At 66.6% G+C, this 25568-nt stretch carries 24 protein-coding genes; 11 read left to right on the forward strand and 13 right to left on the reverse strand.

Going from position 1 to position 25568, the window contains the following annotated elements:
* Positions 1–5: 5 nt before the first annotated feature.
* The 8 genes from K2O51_RS10980 to K2O51_RS11015 all read left to right on the forward strand — a co-directional run bounded on the left by K2O51_RS10980 (position 6) and on the right by K2O51_RS11015 (position 9414).
* Complete coding sequence (locus K2O51_RS10980) at positions 6–1169, forward strand: acyl-CoA dehydrogenase family protein (protein WP_220630218.1); 1164 nt, start codon at positions 6–8, stop codon at positions 1167–1169.
* A 19-nt stretch (positions 1170–1188) separates the two neighbouring features.
* Positions 1189–2202 carry an acyl-CoA dehydrogenase family protein gene (locus K2O51_RS10985; RefSeq protein WP_220630219.1) on the forward strand — a complete coding sequence of 338 codons (1014 nt, stop codon included), beginning with the start codon at positions 1189–1191 and terminating at the stop codon, positions 2200–2202.
* An 8-nt stretch (positions 2203–2210) separates the two neighbouring features.
* Complete coding sequence (locus K2O51_RS10990; RefSeq protein ID WP_011300677.1) at positions 2211–3392, forward strand: thiolase family protein; 1182 nt, start codon at positions 2211–2213, stop codon at positions 3390–3392.
* Positions 3393–3402: 10 nt separating this feature from the next.
* A complete protein-coding gene (locus K2O51_RS10995) occupies positions 3403–4173 on the forward strand; it encodes an enoyl-CoA hydratase/isomerase family protein (RefSeq protein ID WP_140948896.1) in 771 nt (256 codons plus the stop codon).
* Positions 4174–4191: 18 nt separating this feature from the next.
* Positions 4192–5340, forward strand: coding sequence for an acyl-CoA dehydrogenase family protein (locus K2O51_RS11000; RefSeq protein ID WP_011300675.1), 1149 nt, complete (start codon positions 4192–4194; stop codon positions 5338–5340).
* Entirely contained in the window at positions 5337–6419 is a 1083-nt protein-coding gene (locus tag K2O51_RS11005) for an acyl-CoA dehydrogenase family protein (protein ID WP_011300674.1), read from the forward strand. Before K2O51_RS11000 ends, K2O51_RS11005 begins: the two co-directional genes overlap by 4 nt.
* Positions 6420–6489: 70 nt before the next feature.
* Positions 6490–7260, forward strand: coding sequence for an SDR family NAD(P)-dependent oxidoreductase (locus tag K2O51_RS11010; RefSeq protein ID WP_011300673.1), 771 nt, complete (start codon positions 6490–6492; stop codon positions 7258–7260).
* A gap of 6 nt (positions 7261–7266) precedes the next feature.
* Complete coding sequence (locus K2O51_RS11015; protein WP_011300672.1) at positions 7267–9414, forward strand: acetate--CoA ligase family protein; 2148 nt, start codon at positions 7267–7269, stop codon at positions 9412–9414.
* A 4-nt stretch (positions 9415–9418) separates the two neighbouring features.
* Here the strand turns inward: K2O51_RS11015 and K2O51_RS11020 are convergent, their stop codons facing one another.
* The 6 genes from K2O51_RS11020 to K2O51_RS11045 form a co-directional block, all read right to left on the reverse strand.
* Complete coding sequence (locus K2O51_RS11020) at positions 9419–10318, reverse strand: LysR family transcriptional regulator (RefSeq protein ID WP_220630220.1); 900 nt, start codon at positions 10316–10318, stop codon at positions 9419–9421.
* Between the two features lie 148 nt (positions 10319–10466).
* Positions 10467–11222, reverse strand: coding sequence for a 3-hydroxyacyl-CoA dehydrogenase (locus tag K2O51_RS11025; protein ID WP_220630221.1), 756 nt, complete (start codon positions 11220–11222; stop codon positions 10467–10469).
* An 8-nt stretch (positions 11223–11230) separates the two neighbouring features.
* Positions 11231–12016, reverse strand: coding sequence for a crotonase/enoyl-CoA hydratase family protein (locus K2O51_RS11030; protein ID WP_220630222.1), 786 nt, complete (start codon positions 12014–12016; stop codon positions 11231–11233).
* 33 nt (positions 12017–12049) lie between these two features.
* Positions 12050–13216, reverse strand: a complete 1167-nt coding sequence (locus K2O51_RS11035; RefSeq protein WP_220630223.1) for a CaiB/BaiF CoA transferase family protein — start codon at positions 13214–13216, stop codon at positions 12050–12052.
* 33 nt (positions 13217–13249) lie between these two features.
* Entirely contained in the window at positions 13250–14221 is a 972-nt protein-coding gene (locus K2O51_RS11040) for a Bug family tripartite tricarboxylate transporter substrate binding protein (protein ID WP_220630224.1), read from the reverse strand.
* Between the two features lie 193 nt (positions 14222–14414).
* The gene (locus K2O51_RS11045; protein WP_011300666.1) at positions 14415–15410 is read right to left on the reverse strand and encodes a Bug family tripartite tricarboxylate transporter substrate binding protein; all 996 of its coding nucleotides are present in this window, start codon (positions 15408–15410) and stop codon (positions 14415–14417) included.
* Positions 15411–15739: 329 nt separating this feature from the next.
* Between K2O51_RS11045 and K2O51_RS11050 the strand changes: the two genes are divergently transcribed.
* On the forward strand, positions 15740–16570 hold the full coding sequence (locus tag K2O51_RS11050) for an enoyl-CoA hydratase/isomerase family protein (protein ID WP_220630225.1): 831 nt from the start codon (positions 15740–15742) through the stop codon (positions 16568–16570).
* 59 nt (positions 16571–16629) lie between these two features.
* On the opposite strand, the gene K2O51_RS11055 is transcribed toward K2O51_RS11050, so the two are convergent.
* Positions 16630–17367, reverse strand: a complete 738-nt coding sequence (locus K2O51_RS11055) for a hypothetical protein (RefSeq protein WP_220630226.1) — start codon at positions 17365–17367, stop codon at positions 16630–16632.
* Between the two features lie 240 nt (positions 17368–17607).
* Between K2O51_RS11055 and K2O51_RS11060 the strand changes: the two genes are divergently transcribed.
* Positions 17608–19278: a RecQ family ATP-dependent DNA helicase gene (locus tag K2O51_RS11060; protein ID WP_220630227.1), complete on the forward strand. Its 1671-nt coding sequence runs from the start codon at positions 17608–17610 to the stop codon at positions 19276–19278.
* Between the two features lie 23 nt (positions 19279–19301).
* On the opposite strand, the gene K2O51_RS11065 is transcribed toward K2O51_RS11060, so the two are convergent.
* The 5 genes from K2O51_RS11065 to K2O51_RS11085 are packed head-to-tail and all read right to left on the reverse strand — an operon-like array spanning position 19302 to position 23722.
* On the reverse strand, positions 19302–19700 hold the full coding sequence (locus tag K2O51_RS11065) for a nuclear transport factor 2 family protein (protein ID WP_140948884.1): 399 nt from the start codon (positions 19698–19700) through the stop codon (positions 19302–19304).
* Positions 19697–21088 (reverse strand): amidase, encoded by a 1392-nt coding sequence (locus K2O51_RS11070; protein WP_245001806.1) that lies wholly within the window; start codon positions 21086–21088, stop codon positions 19697–19699. Before K2O51_RS11070 ends, K2O51_RS11065 begins: the two co-directional genes overlap by 4 nt.
* Before the next feature lie 11 nt (positions 21089–21099).
* On the reverse strand, positions 21100–21822 hold the full coding sequence (locus K2O51_RS11075; protein ID WP_140948882.1) for a sulfite exporter TauE/SafE family protein: 723 nt from the start codon (positions 21820–21822) through the stop codon (positions 21100–21102).
* Entirely contained in the window at positions 21819–22790 is a 972-nt protein-coding gene (locus K2O51_RS11080; protein ID WP_011300659.1) for a Bug family tripartite tricarboxylate transporter substrate binding protein, read from the reverse strand. The genes K2O51_RS11075 and K2O51_RS11080 overlap by 4 nt, the downstream gene beginning before the upstream one ends.
* Before the next feature lie 26 nt (positions 22791–22816).
* Entirely contained in the window at positions 22817–23722 is a 906-nt protein-coding gene (locus K2O51_RS11085; protein ID WP_011300658.1) for a TauD/TfdA dioxygenase family protein, read from the reverse strand.
* Between the two features lie 34 nt (positions 23723–23756).
* Between K2O51_RS11085 and K2O51_RS11090 the strand changes: the two genes are divergently transcribed.
* The gene (locus tag K2O51_RS11090) at positions 23757–24470 is read left to right on the forward strand and encodes a TetR/AcrR family transcriptional regulator (RefSeq protein ID WP_181184351.1); all 714 of its coding nucleotides are present in this window, start codon (positions 23757–23759) and stop codon (positions 24468–24470) included.
* Between the two features lie 37 nt (positions 24471–24507).
* Here K2O51_RS11090 and K2O51_RS11095 read toward each other — a convergent pair whose 3' ends face one another.
* Positions 24508–25536: a YeiH family protein gene (locus K2O51_RS11095; protein ID WP_220630228.1), complete on the reverse strand. Its 1029-nt coding sequence runs from the start codon at positions 25534–25536 to the stop codon at positions 24508–24510.
* Positions 25537–25568 lie beyond the last annotated feature (32 nt).

A 25568-nucleotide genomic window follows, 5' to 3' on the forward strand; every position in this document is an offset into this window, starting at 1 on the left:
CTCACTTGACCACTAACCTTGAGTCCCTCCCGCTCGTCGCGATTCCGCCCGAGGACGAGGCGATGCGCGCGCCGATCCGCGCGTTCCTGCAACAGAAGCTCGCCGACGTGCCGACGCATATCCGGGCCCGCACGTGGATGGGCTATGACGCCGAGTTCAGCCGCGCGCTGGCAAAACAGGGCTGGCTCGGCCTTGCGCTGCCCGCCGAGTACGGCGGAGCAGGGCGCAGCGCGTTCGCCCGCTTCGTGCTCGTGGAAGAACTGATTGCCGCCGGCGCACCGGTATCGGCCCACTGGTTCGCCGACCGGCAGACCGCACCGCTGATCCTGAAGTTCGGCACGCCCGCACAGCGCGAGCACTTCGTGCCGCGCATGGTGCGCGGCGAGATCTTCATGTGCATCGGCATGAGCGAGCCCGATACGGGCTCCGACCTGTCCAGTGTGCGCACGCGTGCCGTGCGCACGGAAAAGGGCTGGCGCCTGAACGGCCGCAAGATCTGGACGACCAATGCGCACCGCACCCAATACATGTGCGCGCTGGTACGCACGTCGGGCCAGCATGGCGACCGCCACAAGGGCTTGTCACAGGTGCTGATCGACCTGAGCCTGCCGGGCATCCACTATCGCCCGATCAAGGACCTTGCCGGTGACGCCCATTTCTGCGAGGTGGTGTTCGAGGATGTCGACCTGCCCTCCGACGCGATCGTGGGCGAGGAAGGCTCGGGCTGGAAGCAGGTCACCGCGGAACTCGCATTCGAGCGCAGCGGCCCGGAACGCATCCTGACCAGCCAGCTGATCGCCGAGACGTGGCTGGCGGAAGTGCGTGCGTCGGGCCTGGCGGTACCGGATTCCGTCAAAGCTATCGCCGGTCGCATTGCTGGCCGTCTCGCGACGCTGCGCGCGATGTCGCTCGCCGTGGCGGACCTGCTCGACAAGGGGCAGAACCCCGAGACCGATGCCGCCTACGTGAAGGACCTCGGCACCGAGTTCGAGCAGACCGTGCCGGGCTGGATCGCCGCAGCCATGGAGCAGATGCCCGGCTTCGTTCCGTCGGAGTCGCTGCAACGCGCGCTTGCCTATATCACCCAGCTTTGCCCGAGCTTCTCGCTGCGCGGCGGTACGCGCCAGATTCTGCGCGGCATCATCGCGCGTCAGCTCGGCCTTCGCTGAATCCGGAGAGAGACACACCATGACCGATTCCCTGCTGGAAAGCTTTGAGCGCGCGCTCGCCGACCTCTGTACCGACGATGCCGTGCGCCGCAGCGAAGCGGGCGAGGGCGCTGCGCAGCAATGGGCCGCCATCGACGCGCTCGGCTACACCGATGCACTGGTTCCGACGGAATGCGGCGGTGCCGGGCTGACGCTGGCCGAGGCGTTTCCGTTGTTCCTTGCGGCGGGCCGAGCCGGCCTGAGCCATCCGTTCGCCGAGACGGCGATCGCCCGTGCCATGCTGGCAAAAGCCGGCCGCCAGAGCGGCGGCGAATGCATCGCCATTGCGCCCGCTGCTGCTGCCGGCGCCCGCATCGTGTGCCGCGACGTGCCGGGTGCCGCGGTGGCGGATCTCCTGCTGACGCGCGTGGGCAACGAATGGCTGCTGCTGCCGGTCAGCGCCGCGACGCATACGGCGGGCATCTACCGCGCGCACGCATCGGCGTCGCTGCAATGGCAGTCGGCCGATGCCGCCGTATTCCGCTTCCGCGACGATGACGCCGACATCCTCGCCATCTGCAACGCCGCGCACGCCGCCGGCATGGCCGGCGCCATGCAGCGCGTGCTGAGCATGAGCGTCGGCTACGTGAACGATCGCCAGCAGTTCGGCCGCGCGATCAGCCAGTTCCAGGCCATGCAGCAGGAACTGAGCGTGATGGCGGAGCAGGCCAGCTCGTCGGTATTCGCTGCGCGTATCGGCTGTGCAGCCCCCGGCTATCTGCCCGAGCCGCTGCGAGCAGCGACTGCCAAGCTGCGCGCATGCGAAGCCGGCGCCAGCGTGGCCGCCATTGCCCACGCCGTACATGGCGCCATTGGCATCACCGAGGAACTTGCGCTGGGCCTGTTCACGCGGCGCCTGCACGAATGGCGCAGCGTGGCCGGCAGCGAGACGTATTGCGCCACGCTGCTCGGCGACGCGCTGTTCGCCCAGGACAGCGCATCGAGCCAGGTGATCCTCGACTTCGCACGCAACCAGCTGGCCGTTCCGGCCTGAGGCAAGACATGCAAAACCCTGTGAAGGAATCTATCGTCATCGTCGGCGCGAAGCGCACGCCGATTGGCGCGTTCAATGGCTCCCTGGCCGCACACAGCGCGCCCGAACTCGGCGCCATCGCCATCCGCGCGGCCGTGGCGCAGGTCGGCGTCGATCCGGCGTCGGTCGATGAAGCGATCATGGGCCTGTGCCTGTTCGCGGGCGTCGGCCAGGCTCCGGCCCGGCAGGCTGTGCTTGGCGCCGGCCTGCCGACCTCGACACCGGCCACGACCCTGAGCAAGATGTGCGGCTCGGGCATGAAGTCGGTGATGCTCGCGCATGATCTGCTGCTCGCCGGCACGTGCAATGTGGCAGTGGCGGGCGGCATGGAATCGATGACCAATGCGCCGCACATCGTTCCGCGCGGCCGTCACGGCTACCGGCTCGGCCATGGGCAGTTGCTCGATCACATGTACTGCGATGGCCTGGAGGACGCCTACGAAGGCCACCTGATGGGCCATTACGCGGACCTGGCCGCGGCGGAGCGCGGCATCGGCCGCGAGGCGCAGGACGCCTATGCCCGCGAAAGCCTGCAGCGTGCGCAGGCCGCAGTGGCCGAAGGGCGCTTCAGCGACGAGATCGCGCCGGTCGCGCTGAAGCGCGGCGGCGAGCTGGCACAGGACGAGACGCCGGGCCAGTGCGACGCCGAGAAGCTGCCTAAGCTGAAGGCAGTGTTCCGTTCCGGCGGCACGGTGACGGCCGGCAATGCGTCTTCGATCTCCGACGGCGCTGCGGCGCTGGTGCTGATGCGAGAAAGCGACGCTCGCCGCCAGGGCCTGGCGCCGCTGGCCCGCATCGTTGCGCACGCTACGCACGCCAACCCGCCGCAGCAGTTCGCCGATGCGCCCGTGCATGCGGCGCGCCGCGTGCTCGATAAGGCGGGCTGGACCGCGCGCGATGTGGACCTCTACGAGATCAACGAGGCCTTCGCCGTGGTGACGATGATCGCGCTGGACGAACTTGGCATTGGCCATGACCGCCTCAACGTCAACGGCGGCGCCTGCGCGCTCGGTCATCCCGTCGGCGCCACCGGTGCGCGCCTGCTGGTCACGCTGCTCCATGCGCTGAAGCAGCGCGGCGGCCAGCGCGGTCTCGCGAGCCTGTGCCTTGGCGGCGGTGAGGCCGTGGCAGTCGGCGTGGAACTTTGCTGAGGGATATGCCATGAGCCTGCAATCCCGTATCGAAGGCGCCGTCGGCTGGATGACCATGGACCGCCCGGCGGCCATGAACAGCCTGAACCGCGAGATGGCTGCGGCCATGACCGCGCAGCTCAAGGCCTGGCGCGAGGATCCGCAAGTCCGAGCAGTGGTGCTGACCGGCAACGGCCGCGCGTTTTGCGCGGGCGCCGACCTCAAGGAAGTGGCCGAGCCCGTCGTGACGGGAGAACCCGATTTCCTCGATGTGGTCGTCGGCTTCGTCGACACGCTGCGCGTGTTTCCGAAGCCCGTCATCGCCGCCGTCAACGGGCTGGCGCTTGCTGGCGGGCTGGAAACCGTGATGGCCTGCGACCTTGTGCTCGCCGCGGAATCCGCGAAGCTAGGCGATGCCCACTCGAACTTCGGCGTCTTTCCCGGCGCAGGCGGCGCCGCGGTGCTGCCGCGCAAGATTCCCGCCAACGTGGCGCGCTGGCTGCTGTTCACGGGCGCCACGTTCACCGCTGCGCAGATGGAGCGGTACGGCCTGGTCAACGAGGTGGTGGCCGATGCCGAACTGCTCGCCCGTGCGCAAGCCGTCGCGGAACTGCTGGCCACGAAGAGCCCCTTGGTGCTGGCGCGCATGAAACGCGTGGTGGCCGAAGCCGCCGACAAGTCGCTGGCCGATGCCCTGCGGCATGAACTGCTCGAACTGCGCAACCACCAGCGCTCCCATGACATGAAAGAAGGCCTGACAGCCTTCGCCGAAAAGCGGCAGCCGGTCTTCAAGGGCTGCTGACGCGAGACGAGGAATCCGATGGACCTGTTCTACTCCGACGAACACAAGGCGTTCCGGCAGGAAGTGCGCGATTTCATCGCCGCCAACCTGCCTGACGACATGCGCGAGCGCCTGCGCGCCGGTGGCTTCGCCTCCAAGACCGACACCGAACGCTGGCAGCGCGCGCTGAACCGGCGCGGCTGGGGCGCGCCCGCCTGGCCGACGGCCTTCGGCGGCGCTGGCTGGGACGCGGCGAAACAGCAGATTTTTGCCGATGAATGCGCCGCCGCACCGGCGCCTCCCCCGCACATCTTCAACATCACGATGCTCGGCCCGGTGATCATCCACTTCGGCTCCGATGCCCAGCGTGAGTATTTCCTGCCGAAGCTGTTGAATGCCGATATCCAGGTGTGCCAGGGCTTCTCCGAGCCGGGCTCGGGCTCCGATCTGGCGTCGCTGAAGACCTCTGCCGTGCGCGAAGGCGACGAGTACGTCGTCAACGGCCAGAAGATCTGGACCAGCCAGGCGCATTACTCCGACTGGGTGTTCGCGCTCGTACGCACCGATCCGGAAGCCGTGCGCAAGCAGGCCGGCATTTCGTTCCTGCTGATCGACCTGAAATCGCCGGGCATCACCGTGCGCCCGATCATCAGCATCGACGGCCGCCACAGCCTCAACGAAGTCTTCTTCGACAACGCCCGCGTGCCGGTGACCAACCTCGTCGGCGAGGAAAACAAGGGCTGGGACTACGCGAAGTTCCTGCTCGGACACGAGCGCGCGTACATCGCCGGTATCGGCCGCAACAAGGAACGCGTGGCCTGCGCGAAGGCGCTGCTGACGAAGCTGGCAAGCGAAGGCCATCCGGAGCGTGAGTTGGCCGGCTGGCGCGGCCGCATCGCGCTGATCGAGGCCGATCTGCACGCGCTCGAGGTGACCCAGTTCCGCATGCACGGCGGCCACGCCGACATGAAGCTGTCGCCGATGTTGAAGGCGCGCGGCAGCGAGATCTTCCAGGCCATTACCGATGTGATCTGCCGCATGAGCGGCCCCGCGGCGCTGCGCGCCGATGGCATCGGCGGCCCCACGCTGACCAAGTCATACCTGTACTCGCGCGCCGTATCAATCTTCGGCGGCAGTACCGAGGTGCAGAAGAACATCCTGTCGGCCACCGTGCTGAGCCTGCCATGAATCTCCAATGGAACGATGTCCAGCAGCAACTGAAAGACAGCCTGTCCCGGCTGCTGGCGAATGAATACGACTTCGAACACCGGCAACGCTACGTGGCCGCGGCGGAAGGGCACGCGCCCGCGGTCTGGGCGAAGCTGACCGAACTTGGTGTGCCTGCTGCCGCGATTCCCGAAGCATGGGGCGGCTTTGGCGGCGATGCCGTGGACCACATGATGGTCTCGGAGGCGCTTGGCCGACACTTGTCCCTGGAGCCGTACCACGGCACCGCGGTCATGGGCGCGACTGCCATCGCGCTGGCGGGCAGCGACGCGCAGAAGGCTGCCTTGCTGCCGCGCATCGCGGATGGCACCGTTCAGGTGGCGTGGGCGCATGACGAGGCGGTGGCGGGGCGCGTCACCGTCCAAGCGGGTGGTGGCACGCTGACCGGCGCCAAGCCGTGCGTGCTGCATGGCGCATCGGCCGATTACCTGCTGGTGACGGCGAGAGTCGGCGACGGTGTCGGTCTCTTCCTCCTCGATGGCCGCGCTAGCGGCGTGCGCCGCGACGGCTACCGCCTGATCGACGGCACGCCGGTGGCGGATGTCCATCTCGATGGGGCAGTGGCCGAGCCGCTGCCCGGTGCGAACGCGGAGATCCTGTCCCGCATCCTGGCCATCGGTATCAACGCGGCCTGCGCCGAAATGGTTGGCGCGATGGATGCCGCCGTCGCACTCACTGTCGAGTACCTGAAGACCCGCAAGCAGTTCGGCAAGTTCATCGGCTCGAACCAGGCGCTGCAGCATCGCGCGGTGGACATGCTCACGGCGCTGGAGCAGAGCCGCAGCCTGTCGCTCTCGCTGGCGCTCGCCTTGGCCGGGCGCAACGACCTGGCCGGCGGCGATATGCAGGCGCACGCGGCCAAGGCGTATATCGGCCAGGCAGCGCGGCAGGTTACGCAGGAAGCCATTCAGATGCACGGCGGCATCGGCATGACCGAGGAGTACGCGGTGGGCCACTACCTGCGCCGCGTGCTCGTGTTCGACCGGCTGCACGGCGATATCCACTACCACACCCGCCGCCTCGAAGGCTGGCAGGACTGACGCTACACATTGCAAGCCTTCCCACATCGTCACGCGGGAAGGGAAGCCACTACGACCAAGGAGACCTTCAATGTCCGAAATCATGTCCCTCAAGGGGAAAGTCATTGTCATCACCGGCGCCGCGCAGGGCGTGGGCCGTGCCACGGCCGAACTGGCGCTGAATCTTGGCGCCAAGGTATGCGTCGTTGACCTGCAGCGTGAACCGCTGGAAGCATTCGCGGCGGCCAATCCCGACCACGTGCAGGCTTACATCGGCAGCGTGTCCGATCCTGACTTCGTCGCCGCTTCCATCGAACACGCCATCTCGCGCTTTGGCAAGCTGGACGGCCTGGTGAACTGCGCGGGCATCGTGCGTGCCGCGATGATCGAAAACATGACACTGCAGACCTGGAACCAGGTCCTTGAATGCCACCTGACCGGCGCGTTCCTGTGGCTGCAAGCCGTGGGCTCGCACCTGGTCGAGCGCGCCAAGTCCGGCGAGCAGGTCAAGGGATCGATCGTCAATATCTCGTCGGAAGCGGGGCGTCGCGGCTCCATCGGCCAGATCAACTACGCGTCGGCCAAGGCCGGCATGCTGGGCATGACCATGAGCGCGGCGCGCGAGTGGGGCAAGTATGGCGTGCGCACCAACACCGTCTGCCTGGGCATGGTCGAGACGCCGATGACCGAAACCATCCGCAGCGAACGCTTCCGTGATACCTACCTCGCGCAGATTCCGATGGGCCGCTGGGCGCAGCCCGAAGAAGTGGCGGGTCCGATCGCGTTCCTGTTGTCGGACGCTGCGGGCTACGTGCTCGGCCAGCACCTCGGCGTGAACGGCGGCTTCCACCTGGCGAGCTGAAGCACTATGTCGTCGCGCAAGCTCTATACCCATGACCAGCTACGGCGCGCGCTGCACCCGCGCAGCATCGCCGTGGTTGGGGCCACCTCCAACGAACGCTCCTTCGCCGGGCGTTCGATGGCGAACCTGAAGCAGTTCCAGGGCACGGTGCATCTGGTCAATCCCCGCTATGCGGAAGTGAATGGCCAGGTCTGCTATCCATCGCTGTCAGCGCTGCCCGAAGTGCCGGACTGCGTGCTGATTGCCACCGCACGCGACACGGTCGAGCCAATCGTGCAGGAATGCGCGCGGCTTGGCGTCGGCGGCGTCGTGCTGTTCGCGTCGGGCTATGCCGAGACCGGCAATCCGGAAAAAGCGGCAGACCAGGCGCGGCTGACGGCAATTGCCCGCGAAGGCGGCGTCACGCTGCTGGGCCCGAACAGCATCGGCTATGCAAACTACGTGACCAACGCGCTGGTGTCGTTCACGCCGTTGCCGGCCCGCACCGGCGAACTGCCACCGCATGCCATCGGGCTCGTGAGCCAGTCCGGTGCACTGGCCTTCGCGCTGCAGCAGGCCGCCAACCACGGCACCGCGTTCAGCCATGTGTTCTCGTGCGGCAATGCGTGCGATATGGACGTTACGGACCAGATCGCCTACCTGGCCGGCGACCCCGCGTGCGCAGCGATTGCTTGCGTGTTCGAGGGCCTGTCGGATGCGAGCCGCATCGTCCGCGCGGCCGAGTTGTGTGCCGCCGCAGGCAAGCCGCTGGTGGTCTACAAGATGGCACGCGGCGCGCTTGGTGCCGCGGCAGCCATGTCGCACACCGGATCGATGGCGGGGTCGGACCGTGCCTATTCCACGGCGTTGCGCGAGGCTGGCGTGATCCAGGTCGATACGCTGGAACAGCTGGTGCCGACGACGGTGTTCTTCGCCAAGGCTCCCGCGCCGGTTGCCACGGGCGTAGCGATTGTGTCGGGCTCGGGCGGCGCAGGCATCGTGGCGGCCGACGAAGCGGAACGGTTCAACGTGCCGCTGCCGCAGCCAGCCGACGACACGCGTGCCATTCTTGAAGCCCACATCCCGGACTTTGGCGCGGCGCGCAATCCATGCGACCTGACCGCACAGGCCACCAACAACTTCGATTCGTTCATCCGCTGCGGCGATGCGGTATTTGCCGATGCACAGTACGGCGCAGCCGTCGTGCCGCTGGTCGTGACCGGCGACGGCAATGGCCGCCGCTTCGAAGTGTTCAACGAACTGGCGGTCAAGCACGGCAAGATGGCTTGCGGTCTGTGGATGTCGAACTGGCTGGAAGGTCCCGACGCGCAGGAGGCGGAAGCCCTGCCGCGGCTCGCGCTGTTCCGCTCGGTGTCGCACTGCTTCGCCGCGCTGCGCGCATGGCATGAGCATGAGGCGTGGCGCATGAGCCGGCAAGCCGCGCGGCCGGATCGTCTCACCACCGCGTCTGTCGCCACGGCCGCGCGCGAACGCATTATTGCCGCGCCGGCCGATACGCTGACCGAACGCGAAGCCAAGGATGTACTGGCTGCGTACGGCGTGCCCGTGGTCGGAGAGGCGCTGGCGACCAGCGAACAGGATGCCGTGCGTGCTGCGCAAACCTGCGGCTATCCGGTGGTGCTCAAGGTTGAAAGCCCGGCTATCCCGCACAAATCGGAAGCCGGCGTGATCCGCCTCGGCCTCAAGAATGCCGATGAAGTGGCCGCCGCCTGGCGCGACGTCATGGCCAATGCCCGCAAGGTCACCACCGATGACCGCATCAACGGTGTGCTCGTGCAAAGCCAGGTGCCAGCCGGCGTCGAGATCCTGGTGGGTGCGCGCGTCGATCCGCATCTGGGCCCGTTGCTGATCGTCGGGCTTGGTGGCGTGATGGTCGAGCTGATGCAGGACACAGTGGCTGCAATGGCTCCTGTGTCGGCACAGAAGGCGCGAGACATGCTGGAGCAATTGCGGGGCGTGGCCCTGCTGAAGGGATTCCGCGGCGCCGCGGGTGTGGACATCGCTCGGCTGGCGGAAGTCATCGCCGCGCTGTCCGAGTTCGCGCATGACCAGCGCGATGCGATTGAAGAGTTTGACGTCAACCCGCTGATCTGCACGGCCGACCGCATCGTGGCCGTAGATGCGCTGATCTCGCGGCGCGCGGCGAAGCGCTGATCCGTCAGGAAGCAGGCCGCGTGACGGCCTGCGCCAGCGCCACGAAGTTGCGTGTCGTGGCGATGCTGGTATCGCCCAGCGTCGCCAGCGCCAGCCCGAAGTTCAGCTTGTCCGGCAGGCCCGTCAGTGGCACCAGCCTAGTCCCGTTCCCAGCATAGCCCGCCGCCGTGGCCGGCACCAGCGCTACCCCCAGCCCGCTTTCGACCAGCGCGAGCAACGTCTGCACCTGCACGGCTTGCTGCGCGATCGGCGGGCGGATGCCGGCCTGGTGGAAAGCCGACATCGTCATCGCATGCATGGCCGGGACGCGCGACTCCGAGTAGACAATGAAGGGCGTCGTGCCCAGTTCCGACAGGTCGATGCTTGACCGACCGGCCAGTGCCGAATCGGCGCTGACGGCCAGCACCAGTGGGTCAGGGCGCAGAAAGGTGATCTGCGCACTGGTCTGCGCGAGCACGGGGTAGCGCACGAGCGCCACGTCGAGCGAGTGTTCCTCGACCGCGCGCAGCAGATCGACGGTCGTCGATTCCTCGATGATCAGTTCGACTCGCGGATACTTGAGACGAAATGCACGGATCAGTTGGGGCATGACCGAGTAGACCGACGAGCCAACGAATCCCACGCGCAACGTACCCTGTTCGCCACATTCGCCCTCACGCGCTGCGCGGCGGATTTCATCGGCGAAGAAGAGCGTACTGCGCATCTGCCGCAGGACCACCTCGCCCGCGGACGTGAGCGACAAGCCGGATGGCTGGCGGTCGAACAGGGTGACACCCAGTTCTTCTTCCAGCTTGCGGATGGCGGTGGAGAGTGGTGGCTGCGCCATGTGCAGCCGTTCGGCGGCCCGGTGGAAGTTGAGTGTCTCGCTCAGCACCAGGGCCTGCTTCATCTGGCGGAGATCCATCTCCGTACTCCGTGTTCTTGTATTACGTTGGGCGGTAGGTTACTCCGAACGGTCGGATTAAACAATCAGGGATTGTCCGGCGGTGCAAAGCAAAAGGCCGGCATGATGTGCCGGCCCTTGCGCCTTGGGTGAAGTGCGCCGCGCTGAATTACTTCGGCTGCATCCGAATCGCCCCATCCAGCCGGATCACCTCGCCATTGATCATCGGATTCCCGATGATCGCCGCGGCCAGCTTCGCATACTCCGGGGGCCGCCCCAGGCGAGACGGAAAGGGCACCATCTTGCCGAGCGCATCGCGCACGGTTTCCGGCAGGCCGAGCAGCATCGGCGTCTCGAACAAGCCCGGGGCGATGGTCACGCAGCGCACGCCGTCGCGAGAGAGGTCGCGCGCGACGGCCAGTGTCATCGCGGCCACGCCGCCCTTGGAGGCCGCGTACGCAGCCTGTCCGATCTGTCCTTCGAACGCCGCTACCGACGCCGTGTTGACGACCACGCCGCGTTCGCCGTCGGCATCCGGTGTGTTGTTCACCATCTGTGCAGCGGCCAGCCTCACCATGTTGAACGTGCCGATCAGGTTGATGCGGACCGTGCGCTCGAACACGTCGAGCGGGTGGGGACCATCTTTGCCTACGGTCTTGCAGGCCGGCGCGACGCCCGCGCAGTTGACCAGCCCGGCCACGCGGCCCAGTGCTGCAGCAGCGTTGACGACCGCCGTGCCGTCGGCCTCGCTTACGACATCGCAGCGCACGAAGCGTGCGCAGATCTCCTCGGCCACGGCTTCGCCGGCCGGATTGATGTCGGCAATGACCACCTTGCCTCCGGCGGCGGCCAGCATTCGGGCCGTGGCCTCGCCAAGTCCCGACGCGCCGCCGGTGACAATGAAGACGTTATTGCGAATTTCCATGGCGTTCCTCAGCCTTTGATGCGTGCCAGGAAGCCATCGAGTGCGGCTTCGTGTTCGGCGGTATGGTGCGCCAGCGCCTGGAACCCGGCCGACATTTCGAGAATGGTGTCGAGCCGCGCATGCTGGGCTTCTTTGAGCAGGCGCTTGCACATGCGCAGCGCATGCCCCGGATTGGCGGCGATGCGGTGCGCGAGTTCCAGCGCGGTCGGCAGCAGTTCCTCGTGCGGTACCACGCGCGAAACCAGCCCGTACTCGCGCGCCGTGGCGGCGTCGATGGTGTCGCCGGTGAAGCACAGCTCGGCCGCGCGCGATGCACCAATGGCACGCGGCAGCAGCCATGCGCCGCCGTCGCCGGGGATCAGGCCCAGCTTCACGAACGTGGCGGCGAAGACGGCCTTCTCGGAAGCGATGCGGATGTCGCAGGTGCAGGCGAGGTCGTTGCCGGCACCGAGGGCCGGGCCGTTCACCGCGGCAATCACCGGCACTTCGAGGTTGGCCAGCGCGAGCGGCAGGCGCTGAATGCCTTCGCGATAGGCGTAGCGTGCGCTGACCGGCTCACCGGATTCGCTGCCGAACGTCGCACGCAGCGTCTTGAGGTTGCCGCCAGACGAGAACGCTGTGCCGGCCCCCGTCAGCACGACGACGCGCACGGAATGGTCGCGGTTGAACGCGTCGCACATGGCGACCAGTGCATCGACGGCGTCGTTGTCGGAGACCGCGTTGCGCGTCTCCGGGCGGTTCATGGTGACGATGGCGACGTGGCCATCGCGGCGGATATCAAGAAAATTGCTCATGGTCTTTGGTCGTGAAAACAGGTTGGCCGGTATTCAGTCCCGGTCGGCTTTCTCGGCGAGCGCGCGCACTTCGGCAATCCGCGCGGCAGGCAGCCAGCCCGCAAGCGTGTGGGCGTAATCGCGAACGTCGGGCGCGCGCGGCGCCGTGGGCAGCGCCGATGGCGTGCGGCTGAAGCGCGGGGCGGGGGCGGGCTGCACGATGCCGTCGATCTCGACGAAGGTCTCGCGTGCCTTGAGGTGGGCGTGCTGCGGCGCTTCCTCATAGCTGAGTACCGGCGCGAAGCAGGCGTCGGTGCCCTCCAGCAGTGCGCACCACTCGTCCCGCGTGCGCGTCCGGAACAGCTCCGCCAGGCGATTGCCCGCGGCTTCCCAGTTGGCCGGGTCGAGTTGTTCGCCAAGGCTGGCGGGGTCGATGCCAATGCGGTCCAGCAGGTCACGATAGAAGCGCGCCTCGATCGGGCCAACCGAAATCCAGCCGCCGTCCTTGCACTGGTAGACGTTGTAGTAATGCGCGCCCGAGTCGAGCACGTTGGTGCCGCGCTCCGGGTTCCACTGACCTGCGGCTACCAGCCCGAAGAACACGCTGCCGAGCGCGGCGGCGCCGTCGACGATGGCGGCGTCCACCACTTGTCCCTTACCGGACTTGCCCGCTTCCACCAGCGCGGCGAGCACGCCGGCCAGCAGGAACATGCCGCCGCCTGCGAAGTCGCCGAGATAAGCCGGCGGAATCGCGGGTCGCTGGCCGCGCTGGCCGATCGCATTGAGCGCGCCGGTCAGCGCGATGTAGTTCACGTCATGCCCGGCAGTGTGCGCGAGCGGACCCGTCTGGCCCCACCCGGTGATGCGGCCATAGACCAGCTTCGGATTGCGCGCGAGGCAGGCATCGGGGCCAAGCCCCAGCCGCTCCGTGACGCCCGGGCGGAAGCCCTCGATCAGCGCATCGGCCGACTCGACGAGGTCCAGCACCGCAGCCACGGCCTGCGGGTCCTTCAGGTCCAGCGCAATGGACTTGCGTCCGCGCAGCATCAGGTCGAAGCGGCGCTCGCGCCTGACGCCGAGATCCGTCTCGCCGGGGCGCTCGATGCGCAGCACTTCGGCACCCATGTCGGCCAGCATCATGCCGGCCAGCGGGCCCGGGCCTATGCCGGCCAGTTCGATGATCCTGACACCGGCCAGCGGTCCCTTCTTTTGCTCTTGCATGCGGTTTCTCTCGTCCTTTTTGTCTCCGGTCGCTTACTCGACCGGAATGGTTGCGCTCTTGACGATCTCGCGCGTGCGCGCGATCTCGGCAAGCTGGAACTTGCGCAGTTCGCGCGGATTGCCCGGATCCACGGTGCCGCCGAGGCCGGCGATGAATTTCACGCTGTCAGGCTGCTGCATGGCCTGGCGCACCGCGTCGGACAGTGCCTTGATGATGTTCTCCGGCACTTTGGCGGGAGCGAAGACGCCAGTCCACGCCGTCACCTCGAAACCGGGTGCGCCGCTTTCGGCCACGGTGGGCACCTGCGGCAGATCCTTGAGCCGCTGCGAATCGGTCACGGCGAGCGGACGGATGCGGCCTGCGCGGATCAGTGGCAGGACCGAGCTGATCTCGCCAATCGCGTAGTCCACGTTGCCGGCGGCTACGTCGGTCATGGCGGGCGCGGTGCCCTTGTAGGCGATCGCATTGCCTTTCAGGTGGAAGCGTTCGTGGAACATCTCCGTGTAGACCTGGTAGCCCGCGCTTCCGCTCGCGTAGTTCAGCTTCCCGGGCGCTTGACGGATGCCTTCAATAAGTTCGCCCAGGTTCTTGAATCGCGATGTCGACGGGACAACCACCACCATCGCAAAGCGGGCCAGGCGCTCCACCGGCACGAAGTCCTTCACCGGGTCGTACGGCAGGCTCTTGAACAACGCCGCATTGGTCACCATGGTCGAGTTGCTGCCGACGAACAGCGTGTAGCCATCAGGCGCGGCCGATGCCACGGCACGGGCGCCGATGAAGCCGTTTGCGCCGGGCCGGTTCTCGACCACGAAGGGCTGCTGGAACGTCTCGCTCAGGCGCTGCGCGATAAAGCGCGCGGTGGAGTCGGCACCGCTTCCCGGCGGCAGCGAAACGATGATCTTGACCGGATGGGTCGGGTAAGCGGTCTGGGCCGCCGCTGGCAGAGTGAGAAGTGCCAGTGACGCCAGCATGAGGCGCCGCCTCAACTCGTCGAATGCCATGGAGTCTCCTTGCTGTGGTGCCACGTTGTTGTCGGACACTAGTGGGTGTGGCCCGATCCTACGGAAGCTGCGGCAAACGGAAAAATACTTTTGGTATGTCGAGCAATACAGCTCGTGTATCGAAACAGGACGCTGCGTGGGCGAAGGCAGCGCGGCACGGCATATCGTGTCACCGGCCGCGCGTGCCACCGCGCTATTCGCGTGGGATATTGGCGGTCCTGACAACCTTCTGCGCGCGTTCGTACTCGGCCGCCTGGAAGGACTTTAGTTCGGCGGGTCCACCGGGATAGACGACGCCGCTCATCGCGTCGATCACGGCGGCAGTCGACGGCTTCCTGAGGACGGCGTCCGCAGCTTGCGCCAGCGCATCGACCAGCTTCGGCGGCATCTTTGCGGGCCCGTACAGCGCAATCCAGCCGTCGAAATCGAAACCTGGGGCGCCGCTCTCGGCCACGGTCGGCACGTCGGGCAGGTCTTTGAGTCGGCGCGCGCTCGTGGTGGCCAGAATCCGGACCTTGCCGCTGCGCACGAGAGGCAGTACCGCATTGATCTCGCCAATCGAGTAGTCCACGTTGCCGGCGGCCAGGTCGGTGATGGCGGGCGTGGTGCCCTTGTACGGGATGGCGTTGGCCTTGACGTGGTGCTGCTCGTTGACCAGTTCGAGCACGACGCGATACGTCGCGGACCCGCTTGCGTAAGTCAGCTTGCCCGGTGCGGCGCGGCCTGCGGCCATCAGGCTTTCCAGCGTCTTGTGCGGCGACGTGGACGGGACCACGATGACAAGGGGCAGTCGCACGAGTCGCGCGATCGGCGTGTAGTCATTGACGGGATCGTAGGGCAGGTTGAGGAACACCGCCGGATTCGTCACCATCGGCGAATTCGAGCTGAGCCAGAGCGTGTAGCCGTCGGGCGTCGCTCCCGATACCGCCTTCGCGGCGATGAAGCTGTTGCCACCGGGCCGGTTCTCGACCACGAATGGCTGGCGGAATCGCTCGGACAGTTCCTTGGCGATATATCGGGCCGTGGTGTCGAGGCCACCGCCCGGCGGCATGGCCACGATCAGCTTGACCGGACGGTTCGGGTAGTCGCTGTCGGCTGCCGCCGCCGTGGCGGGTTGCGTGGCCGCGAGTCCTGTGCAGACCAGCAGCGAAGTGGCCGTCCAGCGCCGTGCAATGCATCTCCAATCCATGTGTCTCCTCAGCCTTCTTTTCGTGGTGATCGCCAGCGCCGTCGAGGGCGCGGCCGGCCAATGCTATGACAGGCGATTCGGCATCGGAAATACATTCGCTGTCTCGCCCGATATAGCGCGTGTATCTGCTGCCGAGCGACGTATCGACGTTGCCGCCAATCATCTGGCTCATATGAAATGCGCGGGCGACACGCCACCCGAGACGGGTGGGACGAACCGGCGCGGTGTCGGGAAACCATGGTTGATTCCTGCCATATCGAGTTCCGAGATACCCGACAAAAGCCGCGCCAGGCAGGGTGCCTGGCGCCTACAAAGTGAGGAGACAGCCAATGACAGCCACGGAACATACCCTGCGGAACACCACGCTAAGCATTCGCGATGGCATCGCCGAGTTTACGCACCAGCGACCCGAGATCCGGAACGCGCTGACACCTGAACTGAAGCACGATTATGTCGATATGCTCGATATCGTCGAAGACGACCGCAGTGTCCGGGCGCTGATCCTTACGGGATCGGGCGGAAGCTTCTGTGCGGGCGGAGACCTGAAGTCTTTGCTGGCCATGCGCGACGATCCGTCCCTGGCGGCGCACCAGCCGGAAGCCATGCGCCGGCGTGTGAAACGTGGTCAGGGCTGGCTGCGGCGGCTTCGCGACCTCGAGGTTCCTGTCGTTGCCGCGGTGGATGGTCCGGCTGCCGGAGCCGGCTTCTCGATTGCGCTCACCGCGGACTTCGTGCTGGCTTCGGAACGCGCATCGTTCTCGATGGTTTTTGTGAAAATCGGGCTGGTACCGGACATGGGAGCGATGTACTCGCTGCCGCGAACGGTGGGCTTAAGCATGGCGAAGGAGTTGATGCTGACCGGGCGCCGCGTTGGCGCGGCGGAGGCGCACAAGCTCGGCATCGTGCATGCGATCCACTCGGCCGATGCGCTGGCCGAAGACGCGCGCCGGTTCGCCGCGCGCTTCGTTGACGGGCCCCGGGAAGCCATGGCTTTGACCAAGAACGCGCTCAATGGCACGTTCGAAGCGCCGTATGACACGATGCTGGCGGTGGAGGCCCATGCGCAGGCCGTGGCCGCAGCGGCGCCGTATTACGGCGAGGCGGTGCAGGCCTTCCTGCGCGGCGAGCCGGCGAAGTTCGACTGGGATCGTCGACGCTAACGTCGATTCACGCAACGCCGATATCGACGATAACGTGCCTTGCCTGACGCTGAACGTGGCTACTCCGCCCTGTACCACAACCCCGAGTCGGGGCGGACGCTGACCCTCACGCCATCGCGTCGAACCTGCTCCTCATCGAGTCGCATTGCTGCCGAAGGATCGATGTCGAACGAGATATCGAGTGCCTTGGTGACGCGGGCATCTTCGATGGGAAGCTCCCAGGTCAGGAATAGCTGCGTGCAATCCTGGTCGTCCGGAAACTCCGCCGCATCGAAAGCATTGCTACCGCGTGGAATCACCGCATGCGGCTGGCAGGTATCGAAGATCAGGACGGTACCGCGTCTCAGCGGAATGCGGAGGCCCAGCGACGGGAAATGTACGTCCTGCCCCTTGTCCTCGCTCAGGAAGAGGTTGCAGAACGCCGCGCCGCCATACTGCTCGCCGTCATGGTGATATCGCGCGCCGCGGCAAACCATGAGCGCCACGTCGCTGGAGGCAAGGACTCCAGGTAATCCAAGCGTGCTCGTCCAGTCGTCGGCCGCCCGTACGCATTGCGAATACTCCGGCCAGCGGGTTCGGGCTCGCGCCAGCGGCATGGCTTCGACGTCGCCGGCTTCCAGCGTCATGCGGGACAGCTCGCGTGTCCAATCGGCGACGAGACGCGCCGGTGGCGGTGGCACGTCGACAGCGCCGACCAGCACCACGTCGCTCACGCTGCGGCTGCGGATGGCGTCGCCACTCCAGAAGAAGGAGGTCAGGGCATTGGAAGCGGGGCTTTGATCGATGCTATGGGTCATGGGTAACCGTGCCGTTCGGCTGTGCAGTTGGGCTGGCCGTGGTGCCTGCGAACGGTGAAAGAAGCGCGGTCCGCGCAGGATAACCGATGTTTCGTTGTCTGCCGGCCACGAGGACCGGATGTAAGTCTGGGCGGCGACACAGGCAAAAAGCGGGAATCGGCCCGTACTGCCCACGGCGTGCGCCAACTTTCGAACGGCACGGATATTGCTCGGGAACGAAGATACTGTCGCCGAACGCCCATGCCCGAGACGCTGCCGCCAGACATCATGGAGATCCTGCGGGATCAGTTTGGCGTCGCACGCCTGCGCCCCGGGCAGGCTGACGTCCTGGCCAGCGTGCTGCAGGGCCACGACACGATCGCTGTCATGCCGACCGGGAGTGGAAAGTCGCTGTGTTTCCAGCTGCCTGCCCGCGTACTGGACGGCCTGACGGTGGTGATATCGCCGCTGATCGCATTGATGCAGGATCAGGCCGGCAAGCTGGACCAGCTCGATTTGCCGCCCGCGGTGGTCAACAGTGCCGTGGGCGACGCGGCGCTGGACAGTCTCGCGCGCGGCGGCGAGCGCATCCTGTTGACGACGCCCGAGCAGCTCGAAGGCAAGGCCGTCATTGAAGCGCTGCGCCGCAACCGCGTTGCATTGTTCGTGGTCGACGAGGCGCACTGCATTTCGCAATGGGGCCACGATTTTCGGCCCGCATACCTCGGATTGCGGGAGGTCGTGTCGGCGCTGTCGCGGCCGCCGGTACTGGCGCTGACCGCCACGGCGACCGACGCCGTCGTCAAGGACATCGCGCACCACCTCGGCATGCGCCATCCGCGTGTCGTGCGTGCGCCGCTGTTTCGGCCCAACCTTGTCTATGCCGTCGAGCATCTGTCGGAGGCGCCCACGCGGCCTGATGCGGTACGCCGCCTGGTTTCGGCCGAAAGCGGTGGAAGCGGTGGAAGCGGCAGGAGGGGTGCAGGCATCGTCTACACTGCGACGGTCGCGCTGGCGGAACAGTTGTACGATGCACTGCGGGGTGCAGGCATGAACGTCGCGCTGTATCACGGCCAGCGCACCGCGGTGCAACGCCGCGACGCGCAGGACGCTTTCATGGCGGGGCGCGCGGACGTGATGGTGGCGACCAATGCCTTTGGCATGGGGATCGACAAGCCCGACGTCCGGTTCATCGTTCATGCGCAATGTCCCGGCAGCCTGGATGCCTATTACCAGGAGTCCGGAAGAGCAGGGCGCGACGGCGGGTTGGCGCGCTGTACGCTGCTGTTCGACGAGAAGGACAAGCGCATCCACCAGTTCTTTCTTGCTAACCGTTACCCGGCCGCGACGGACCTGCGGCAGATGGTGACGGCGCTCAGGGGCACGCCAACGGTCCTGCCGGCGTTGCGAGAGGCACTTCCCCACATCGGTGTGCGGCGCTTGCAGTCAGGCATGCGGATGCTTGGCGATTTTGGCATCGTGCAGCGCGATCGCCGAGGGCGCTTCTCGCTGCGCGATGGCAGTGCCGACAGCATCGAAGACATCGCCGCCCTGTACGAGGCCCGCAGTCGTGAGGACCGCGAAACCCTGCAGGCGATGCTCGATTACGCGCGCAGCGGGCGTTGCCGCTGGATGCTGCTGCTCGAGTACTACGGCGAATCCGAGGACCTGGAACCATGCGGCATCTGCGACAGTTGCCGGCGCTTGGCGGAGGCTGCCACACATGAGGCTGACGGCGAGAAGACGGTGGCTGCCAGCGCGACAGCCGTGCCGTTCGCCGAAGGCGACACGGTAAAGGCGCGCCGGTTCGGCAAAGGCACGGTGGTGTCAGTTACCAGTGAATGGGTGGAAGTCCGCTTCCCCGATGAGAGCGTGCGCCGCTTTCTGCCGGATCGCCTGCTTCGCATGGGCAAGCGCCGTGGCGCCGCGTAGCGGCCCCCTCGCAGCCTTGGCTATCAGGCAGGCCACGCCACCTGCTTCCAATACGCATCTTTCATCTGCATCTTCCCATCTGCCACGCGAAACAAGTCCAACCCCATTGCGTCAACGGGCCGGCCATCCTCCATCGTCCCCTTGACGCGGTAGTGCAGAAGCACGGCGTCGCCGCAGATTTCCATGCGGCTGTCCGAGAAGACCACGTCGCCATGGCTCCCGGCCGCGCGCGCGAAGCGTTCGAGCAAGTAGCGGCGAACGTCTTCTTTGCCCTGCAGCACCTCGCCTTGCGGATTGCCGGTCCCTGTGGGAAGGCGCCACGTGAAGTCGTCTGCCAGGCAGGCGGCTACGCCATCGGCGTCGCCGGCACGAAAGGCACTGGCGAAGGCGGCCATCAAGGCGCGGATTTCCATGTCGGTCATGCTTGATCTCCTTGTCGGGTCGGGGATGAGGCGCGCGGCGCCCACAGTGGCCACCGGCACGTCGTTTCGAAAGCGCGCGCAGCGCGCAACACCATGGCGTCGGCGTGGCTGGGGCCGACGATTTGAAGGCCAATCGGCAGCCCGGCGCGTGTGACACCACATGGCACGCTGGCGGCGGGCTGGCCCGTCAGATTGAACGGCAGGCAATGCGGCGCGGACCAGGGCTGTCCCACTCGCGGTGGCGCCGACGCGAGCGTGGGCGTCACCAGCAGGTCATACCGCTCATGGAAGCGCCGCATCGCCACGCCCAGTTCGCGCCGGCGCTCGGTCGCGTCGAGATAGGCCAGGGCGTCCACATTGCGGCCCCGTGCGGCGGCTTCGTGCAGGAGCGGATCCATCAGCGCGAGGCGATCGGGCGTGATGTCGCGCAGAAAGCGCGCGACGCCGGCATCCCACAATACGCGGAACGTCGGGGCCGGGTTGTCGAAGCCAGGGTCCACGTCTTCGACCATGGCACCGAGCGCCATCAGGCGCCGGACGGCGGCATCGCACAATGCGCTTACCTCGGGATCGACGGGAAGGTAGCCAAGGGTGCGGCTGTAGGCGACGCGCAGGCCTGCGATGCCATCGTCGAGGCCGGTGCGCCAGTCGCGATCCTCATAAGGCAATGCGTGCCAGTCGCGGCTGTCGGGGCCGCTGATCGCGGTGAGCAGCAGTGCGGCGTCCGTGACGGTGCGCGCCATCGGCCCGACGTGGAACAGCGTGCCGGAATGCGCGGGCGGATAGCAGGGCACGCGTCCGCTGCCCGGCTTGAATCCAAACACGCCACAGGCTGCCGATGGCGCGCGGATGGAACCACCGCCGTCGGTCGCGACATGCAATGGCCCCAGCCCGAGCGCGGTGGCGGCGGCCGCGCCGCCGCTGCTGCCGCCCGGTGTGTGCGCCGTATTCCAGGGATTGCGCGTGATGCCGGCCAGCGCGCTTTCGGTGATGCCCTTCGTGCCGAACTCCGAAGTATTGGTCTTGCCCAGCAGCACGGCGCCGTGCTCGCGCAGGCGCGCTGCGGCCGGGCAATCGTCGGGCTGCGGCGTATCGGTAGTGGCAAGGCTGCCCAGACGCGTTGGCCAGCCGCGCACGTGGAGCAGGTCCTTGAACGACACCGGCACGCCGTCCAGCAAGCCGCACGGCTTACCGCGCCGCCAGCGTCGTTCCGACGCGCGCGCCTGTTCGCGCGCGTCGTCTGCATCGATGAATCGGAACGCATTGCAGGCAGGATCGCGTTCGGCCACGCGATGCAGGATGGCGTCGAGCGTCTCGACTGGCGACAGTTCGCGCCGGGCGTAAAGCGCCAGCAATGCGGTGGCGGACAGATCTGCGGGATTCGACATGATCAGGTCGTTCATCGGACGGCGTACCACGCGGCCACGGCGAGCAGGCAAAGCGATGCACTGCCGCGCAGGGCCCGTGCCGGCATCTTGCGGGCGAGGAAGCGTCCCGCCAGGGCACCGGCGGTCACCAGGGCGCCTGTCTTCAGGCCGAGGGCCAGCGGCAGATGGCCACCAAACCAGTGCGCGGCGCTTGCGGCAAGCGCAATCGGAAGCTGGATGGCCAATGCCGCCGCAAGTGCCGGCGCCGTCGCCGTGCGCCGAAGAAGCAATAGCGGCAGCAGCAGCACGGGGCCACCTGTGCCGGACAGCGCGGAACCGAGTCCGACAGCGAACCCGACTACGGCAAGCATCGCCGTAGCCGGCATCGGGCGCTCGCCCTGTGCCGCCATGAGCGATGCCAGCCCGTACAAACCAGAGACTGCCGCCAGCGCAGCCAGCCACAGGTCAGCACCGTTGGTCGGTACCACATGGACCAGCAGCGCACCGCACACGGCGCCGGACAGCGCCGTGGCATGGAGCGCCCACGGCGTGGCATGGAGCCCGGCCTGGACGCGCGCCGCACGCCAGCCAAGCAGCCCGGCCGGCACGAACGCGAGGCTAGAGGCGGCCACCGCTTCGGCCAGCGGCAAGCCCGCGATGCCGGTCAGCACCGGCACCACGAGCACGCCGCCGATCGATGTCGCGCCGATGGCCGCGCCGGCCAGAACGATCAGCCCGTCAGCCAGCCACGTCATTCGACTTTTGCGCCAGACTGGCGGATCAGCCGTTCCATGACTGGCAGCATCACATCGAAGTCCCGCCGGAATGCGGCCGAGGTCGTGCCCTGCGCATACATGCCGTAGAGCTGGAAGCGCGCCTTCATTTCCGGGGTCTGCACCGCTGCGCGCGCTTCCTGTTCAAGCCGGCTCAGGATGGCCGGCGGCAAGTTGGCAGGGCCGAGCAGCACGGCGCCGCCGACCGGCCGGTATTCCGGATCGGGGAAGCCCGCCTCTGTCATGGTCGGCACGTTGGGCAGTTCGGCAGGCCGCCGGTCCCCCATCACGGCCAGCGCGCGCAGGCGTCCGTTCTGCAGGTAGGGGGCCATCACCCCGACGGTGCCGATCGCCCAGTCGATCTGCCCGCCGATCAGGTCCTGCACCATCAGCGATTCGCCCTTGTACGGCGCGTGCGTCATGTCGAGCTTCTGGGTCTGGCTCAGATACGACCCCATCAGGTGCGCCGACGAGCCCACGCCATAGGAACCATACGTCACGGCGCCCTTGTGCTGCTGGGCCCACGCGATGAACTCCTTGACCGTTTTTGCCGGCACCTTCTGCGGATTGACCGCGAACACGAGTTGGCCCGTGCAGACCTGGGAGATGAAGCTGAGATCGCGCTTCGCGTCATACGGCAGCTTCGCGTACAGGAACGGCGCGGTCAGGATGGGCGCCGACGTCGCAAAGAGCACCGTGTAGCCGTCAGGCGCGGCGCGCGCGACGGCCTGCGTGCCGATTGTGCCACCCGCTCCCGGCCGGTTGTCGACGATGATGGGCTGGCCCATGCTCTTGCTCATCGCCTCGGCCATGGTCCGTGCCAGCGCATCCGTCGCACCGCCCGGCGGCACCGGCACGATGAACGTGATCGGCTTGCTGGGGTACGTATCGGCCCTGGCCACCAGGCTCAATGCCATGGCGGCGATACCAACGAGCAGCTTCCATTTCATATGAGTCTCCCGGTTGATGCGTTGGCTCAGAACGGACGATCGCCGATGATCGTGGCGCGCATCATTCGGCGTACGGCAGGAAAGTAGTCCTGGATAGCGTAGTGCTGGGTCGAGCGGTTGTCCCAGAATGCGATGGTGTTGGGCCGCCAGCGCAGGCGCATCTGGTACTCGAGGATGGCAGGCTGACGCAGCAGGTACTCCATCAGGTCATGCTTCTCGGACTGGCCTTCGAACGCCCCGCGCACCGCGTTGCGCGAACGGAAGTTCAAGAAGTGCGTGACGAAGGCGCCGTTCACGTAGAGGATCTTCTCGCCGCTTTCCGGATGCGTGCGCACGACGGGATGGATCGCGGGCGGAAACTGTTTGCGTTGTTCCGGCGTCATCTTGTCGCCGAATGCGGGCAGGATGTCGTGCGCGGCGAAGAGTCCCTCGATCTGCTGCTTGCGGTGCTCCGGCAACTTCTCGTAAGCAAGCGCCATGTTGACCCAGACCGTGTCGCCGCCGATCTCCGGGCATTGCACACAACGCAGCATCGACGCCATCGACGGGATCTCGCGCCACGACACGTCGCTGTGATAGCCGTTCTCCATCGCCGGCTTCTTGTCGTCGCCCCCGAGCAGCACCAGTTCCGGGAACTCCTCATGGTGCGGAAAGGCGGGATGCACTTCCAGTTCGCCGAAGCGCCGCGCCAGCGACACATGCTGTGACGGCGTGATGTCCTGATCGCGGAACACCAGGACCTTATGCTCGACCAGTGCGCGCCGCAGGGCCGCGATGGTGTCGTCGTCGAGCGGTACGTTGAGGTCGATATTGCCGACTTCGGCACCCAGTGCCGGTGAAATGCGCGTCAGCGTGAAGGCGGACTGCAGGGCGCTGCGGGACACCACGGCCGGGGCTGTGATCGTCCCGTCTGCTGCGTGAATCGTTTTCATGCCTTGTCTCCAATTTATATTAGCGAGTATATTTTTGGCTGACGATGCACCGAGGCGCAACCAATGCGTTGGGTGGCTAGGGAAAACCATGTCGAAACTTATGCCTCAGGACCCACTTGCCGCGCTGGAAGGCCAGCAAGGCTTCAAGCCGCCCCGGTACGGCCGTGCCGGCCGTACCACCGAAGCGCTTCTTCAGGCCGGCCGCGAATTGCTGCGCGAGCGCGCGCTCGACAGCATCACCAACCAGGAAATCTGCGCCGCCGCCCACGTCACAACGGGCGCCTTTTACGGCCGGTTCCAGAGCAAACAGGCCTTTTTCGAGGCCTTGCAGGCCGTGATGGCGGAAGATATCGACACCCGGATGGGGGCGTGCCTGGCCGTGGTAGGAGCGTCCGATGGCGATCTGCAGACCGGGGTTCGAGCGCTGCTGTCGGAAGTGCGGCGCGGCGCGCTCCGTCATCAGGGCGTGCTGCGCGCGACGATCATGGAGATCAACGGGAAAGCGTGGCAGGGCGTCAAGCAGCGGCGCGCGGGCTTTGTCGAGCGCGCTGTGCCCGTGCTCGAAGCCCTGTATGCCGAGGGGCAGGGCGATCCCGACGCATTGCGGCGGCGGATCCGCATCGCGTTTCAGTTCGCCATCGGCAGCATCATCAATGCGATCCTGAACAACCCTGGACCGCTGCGCCTGTCGAGCGCGGAATTCGACGAGGAACTGACCCGGGCCTTTTGCGCGTACCTGAGGGCCTGATCCAGTTCGATCAGACCCGCAGTCATACGCGATGAAGCTACGGCTGAAACCAGACCAGCATGCCGTAGAACAGCACGGCGAGGAACACCGTCTCCAGCACCATCAGCACGATGGGCTTCCAGCCCACCGTGAGGACTTCCCTCAGGTGCGTCTTCATGCCGATCGCGGCCATGGCCATGACGAGGCACCACTGAGACGCCGTCTGACCGGCCTTCACGACCACCGGCGGCAGCCAGCCGGTGCTGTTGATCGCCACCAGCACGGCGAACGCCACGGCGAACCAGGGCAGCAGCGGGGGGCGCGGACCGGTGCTGGTTTCGCCTTGCGCGCGCTGGTGGCGCTGCGAAAGCCACGCGGCGAGCGCAATGACGGGCAACAGCATGGCGACGCGCATCAGCTTGATCAGCGTGGCCGCGTCGCCGGCTTCATGCGAGATGCTGTAGCCGGCGCCCACCACCTGCGCCACGTCGTGAATCGTTCCGCCGAGAAAGGCGCCGGCCTGCACGGAGTTCAGCGCCAGAAAATTGGCGAGCATCGGGTAGAGCACCATCGCCAGCGTGGAAAGCGTGCTCACACCGATCACCGTGAACAGGGTCGCCCGCTCCTTCATCGGGTGCTGCGGCATGGCAGCCGACAAGGCCAGCGCCGCGGAAGCGCCGCAGATGGCCACGGCGCCGCCGGTCAGCAAGCCGAAGAACATCTGGAAGCCCATCAGCCGTGCCAGCAGGATGCCGCAGACGATCGTCAGCGCGACCGCCAGCACGATCATGGCTACGGATTGCCACCCGAGCGCCACGACCTGCGCGCCGGTGATGCGCAGCCCGAGCAGGGCCACGCCGAGGCGCAGCACCTGCTTGGCACTGAATTCGATGCCGATCGCGCTCGAGGCTTCCTGCGACAGGAAGTTGAGGGCCATGCCAAGCAGCAGCGCGAACAGCATCACGGGGGCATGGTAGTGCTCGGCGAGAGACATCGCCGCCACAGTCACCACCGCGCTGATAAGCACGCCCGGCAGATACGGACGCACTGCGGGCCAACTCATGGGCTTGCGGATAAGCACGGCCATGGCGATCTCCGGTGGATCAATGCTGCGCTGCG

The sequence above is a fragment of the Cupriavidus pinatubonensis genome (assembly GCF_019602855.1).
Lineage (GTDB): Bacteria > Pseudomonadota > Gammaproteobacteria > Burkholderiales > Burkholderiaceae > Cupriavidus > Cupriavidus pinatubonensis.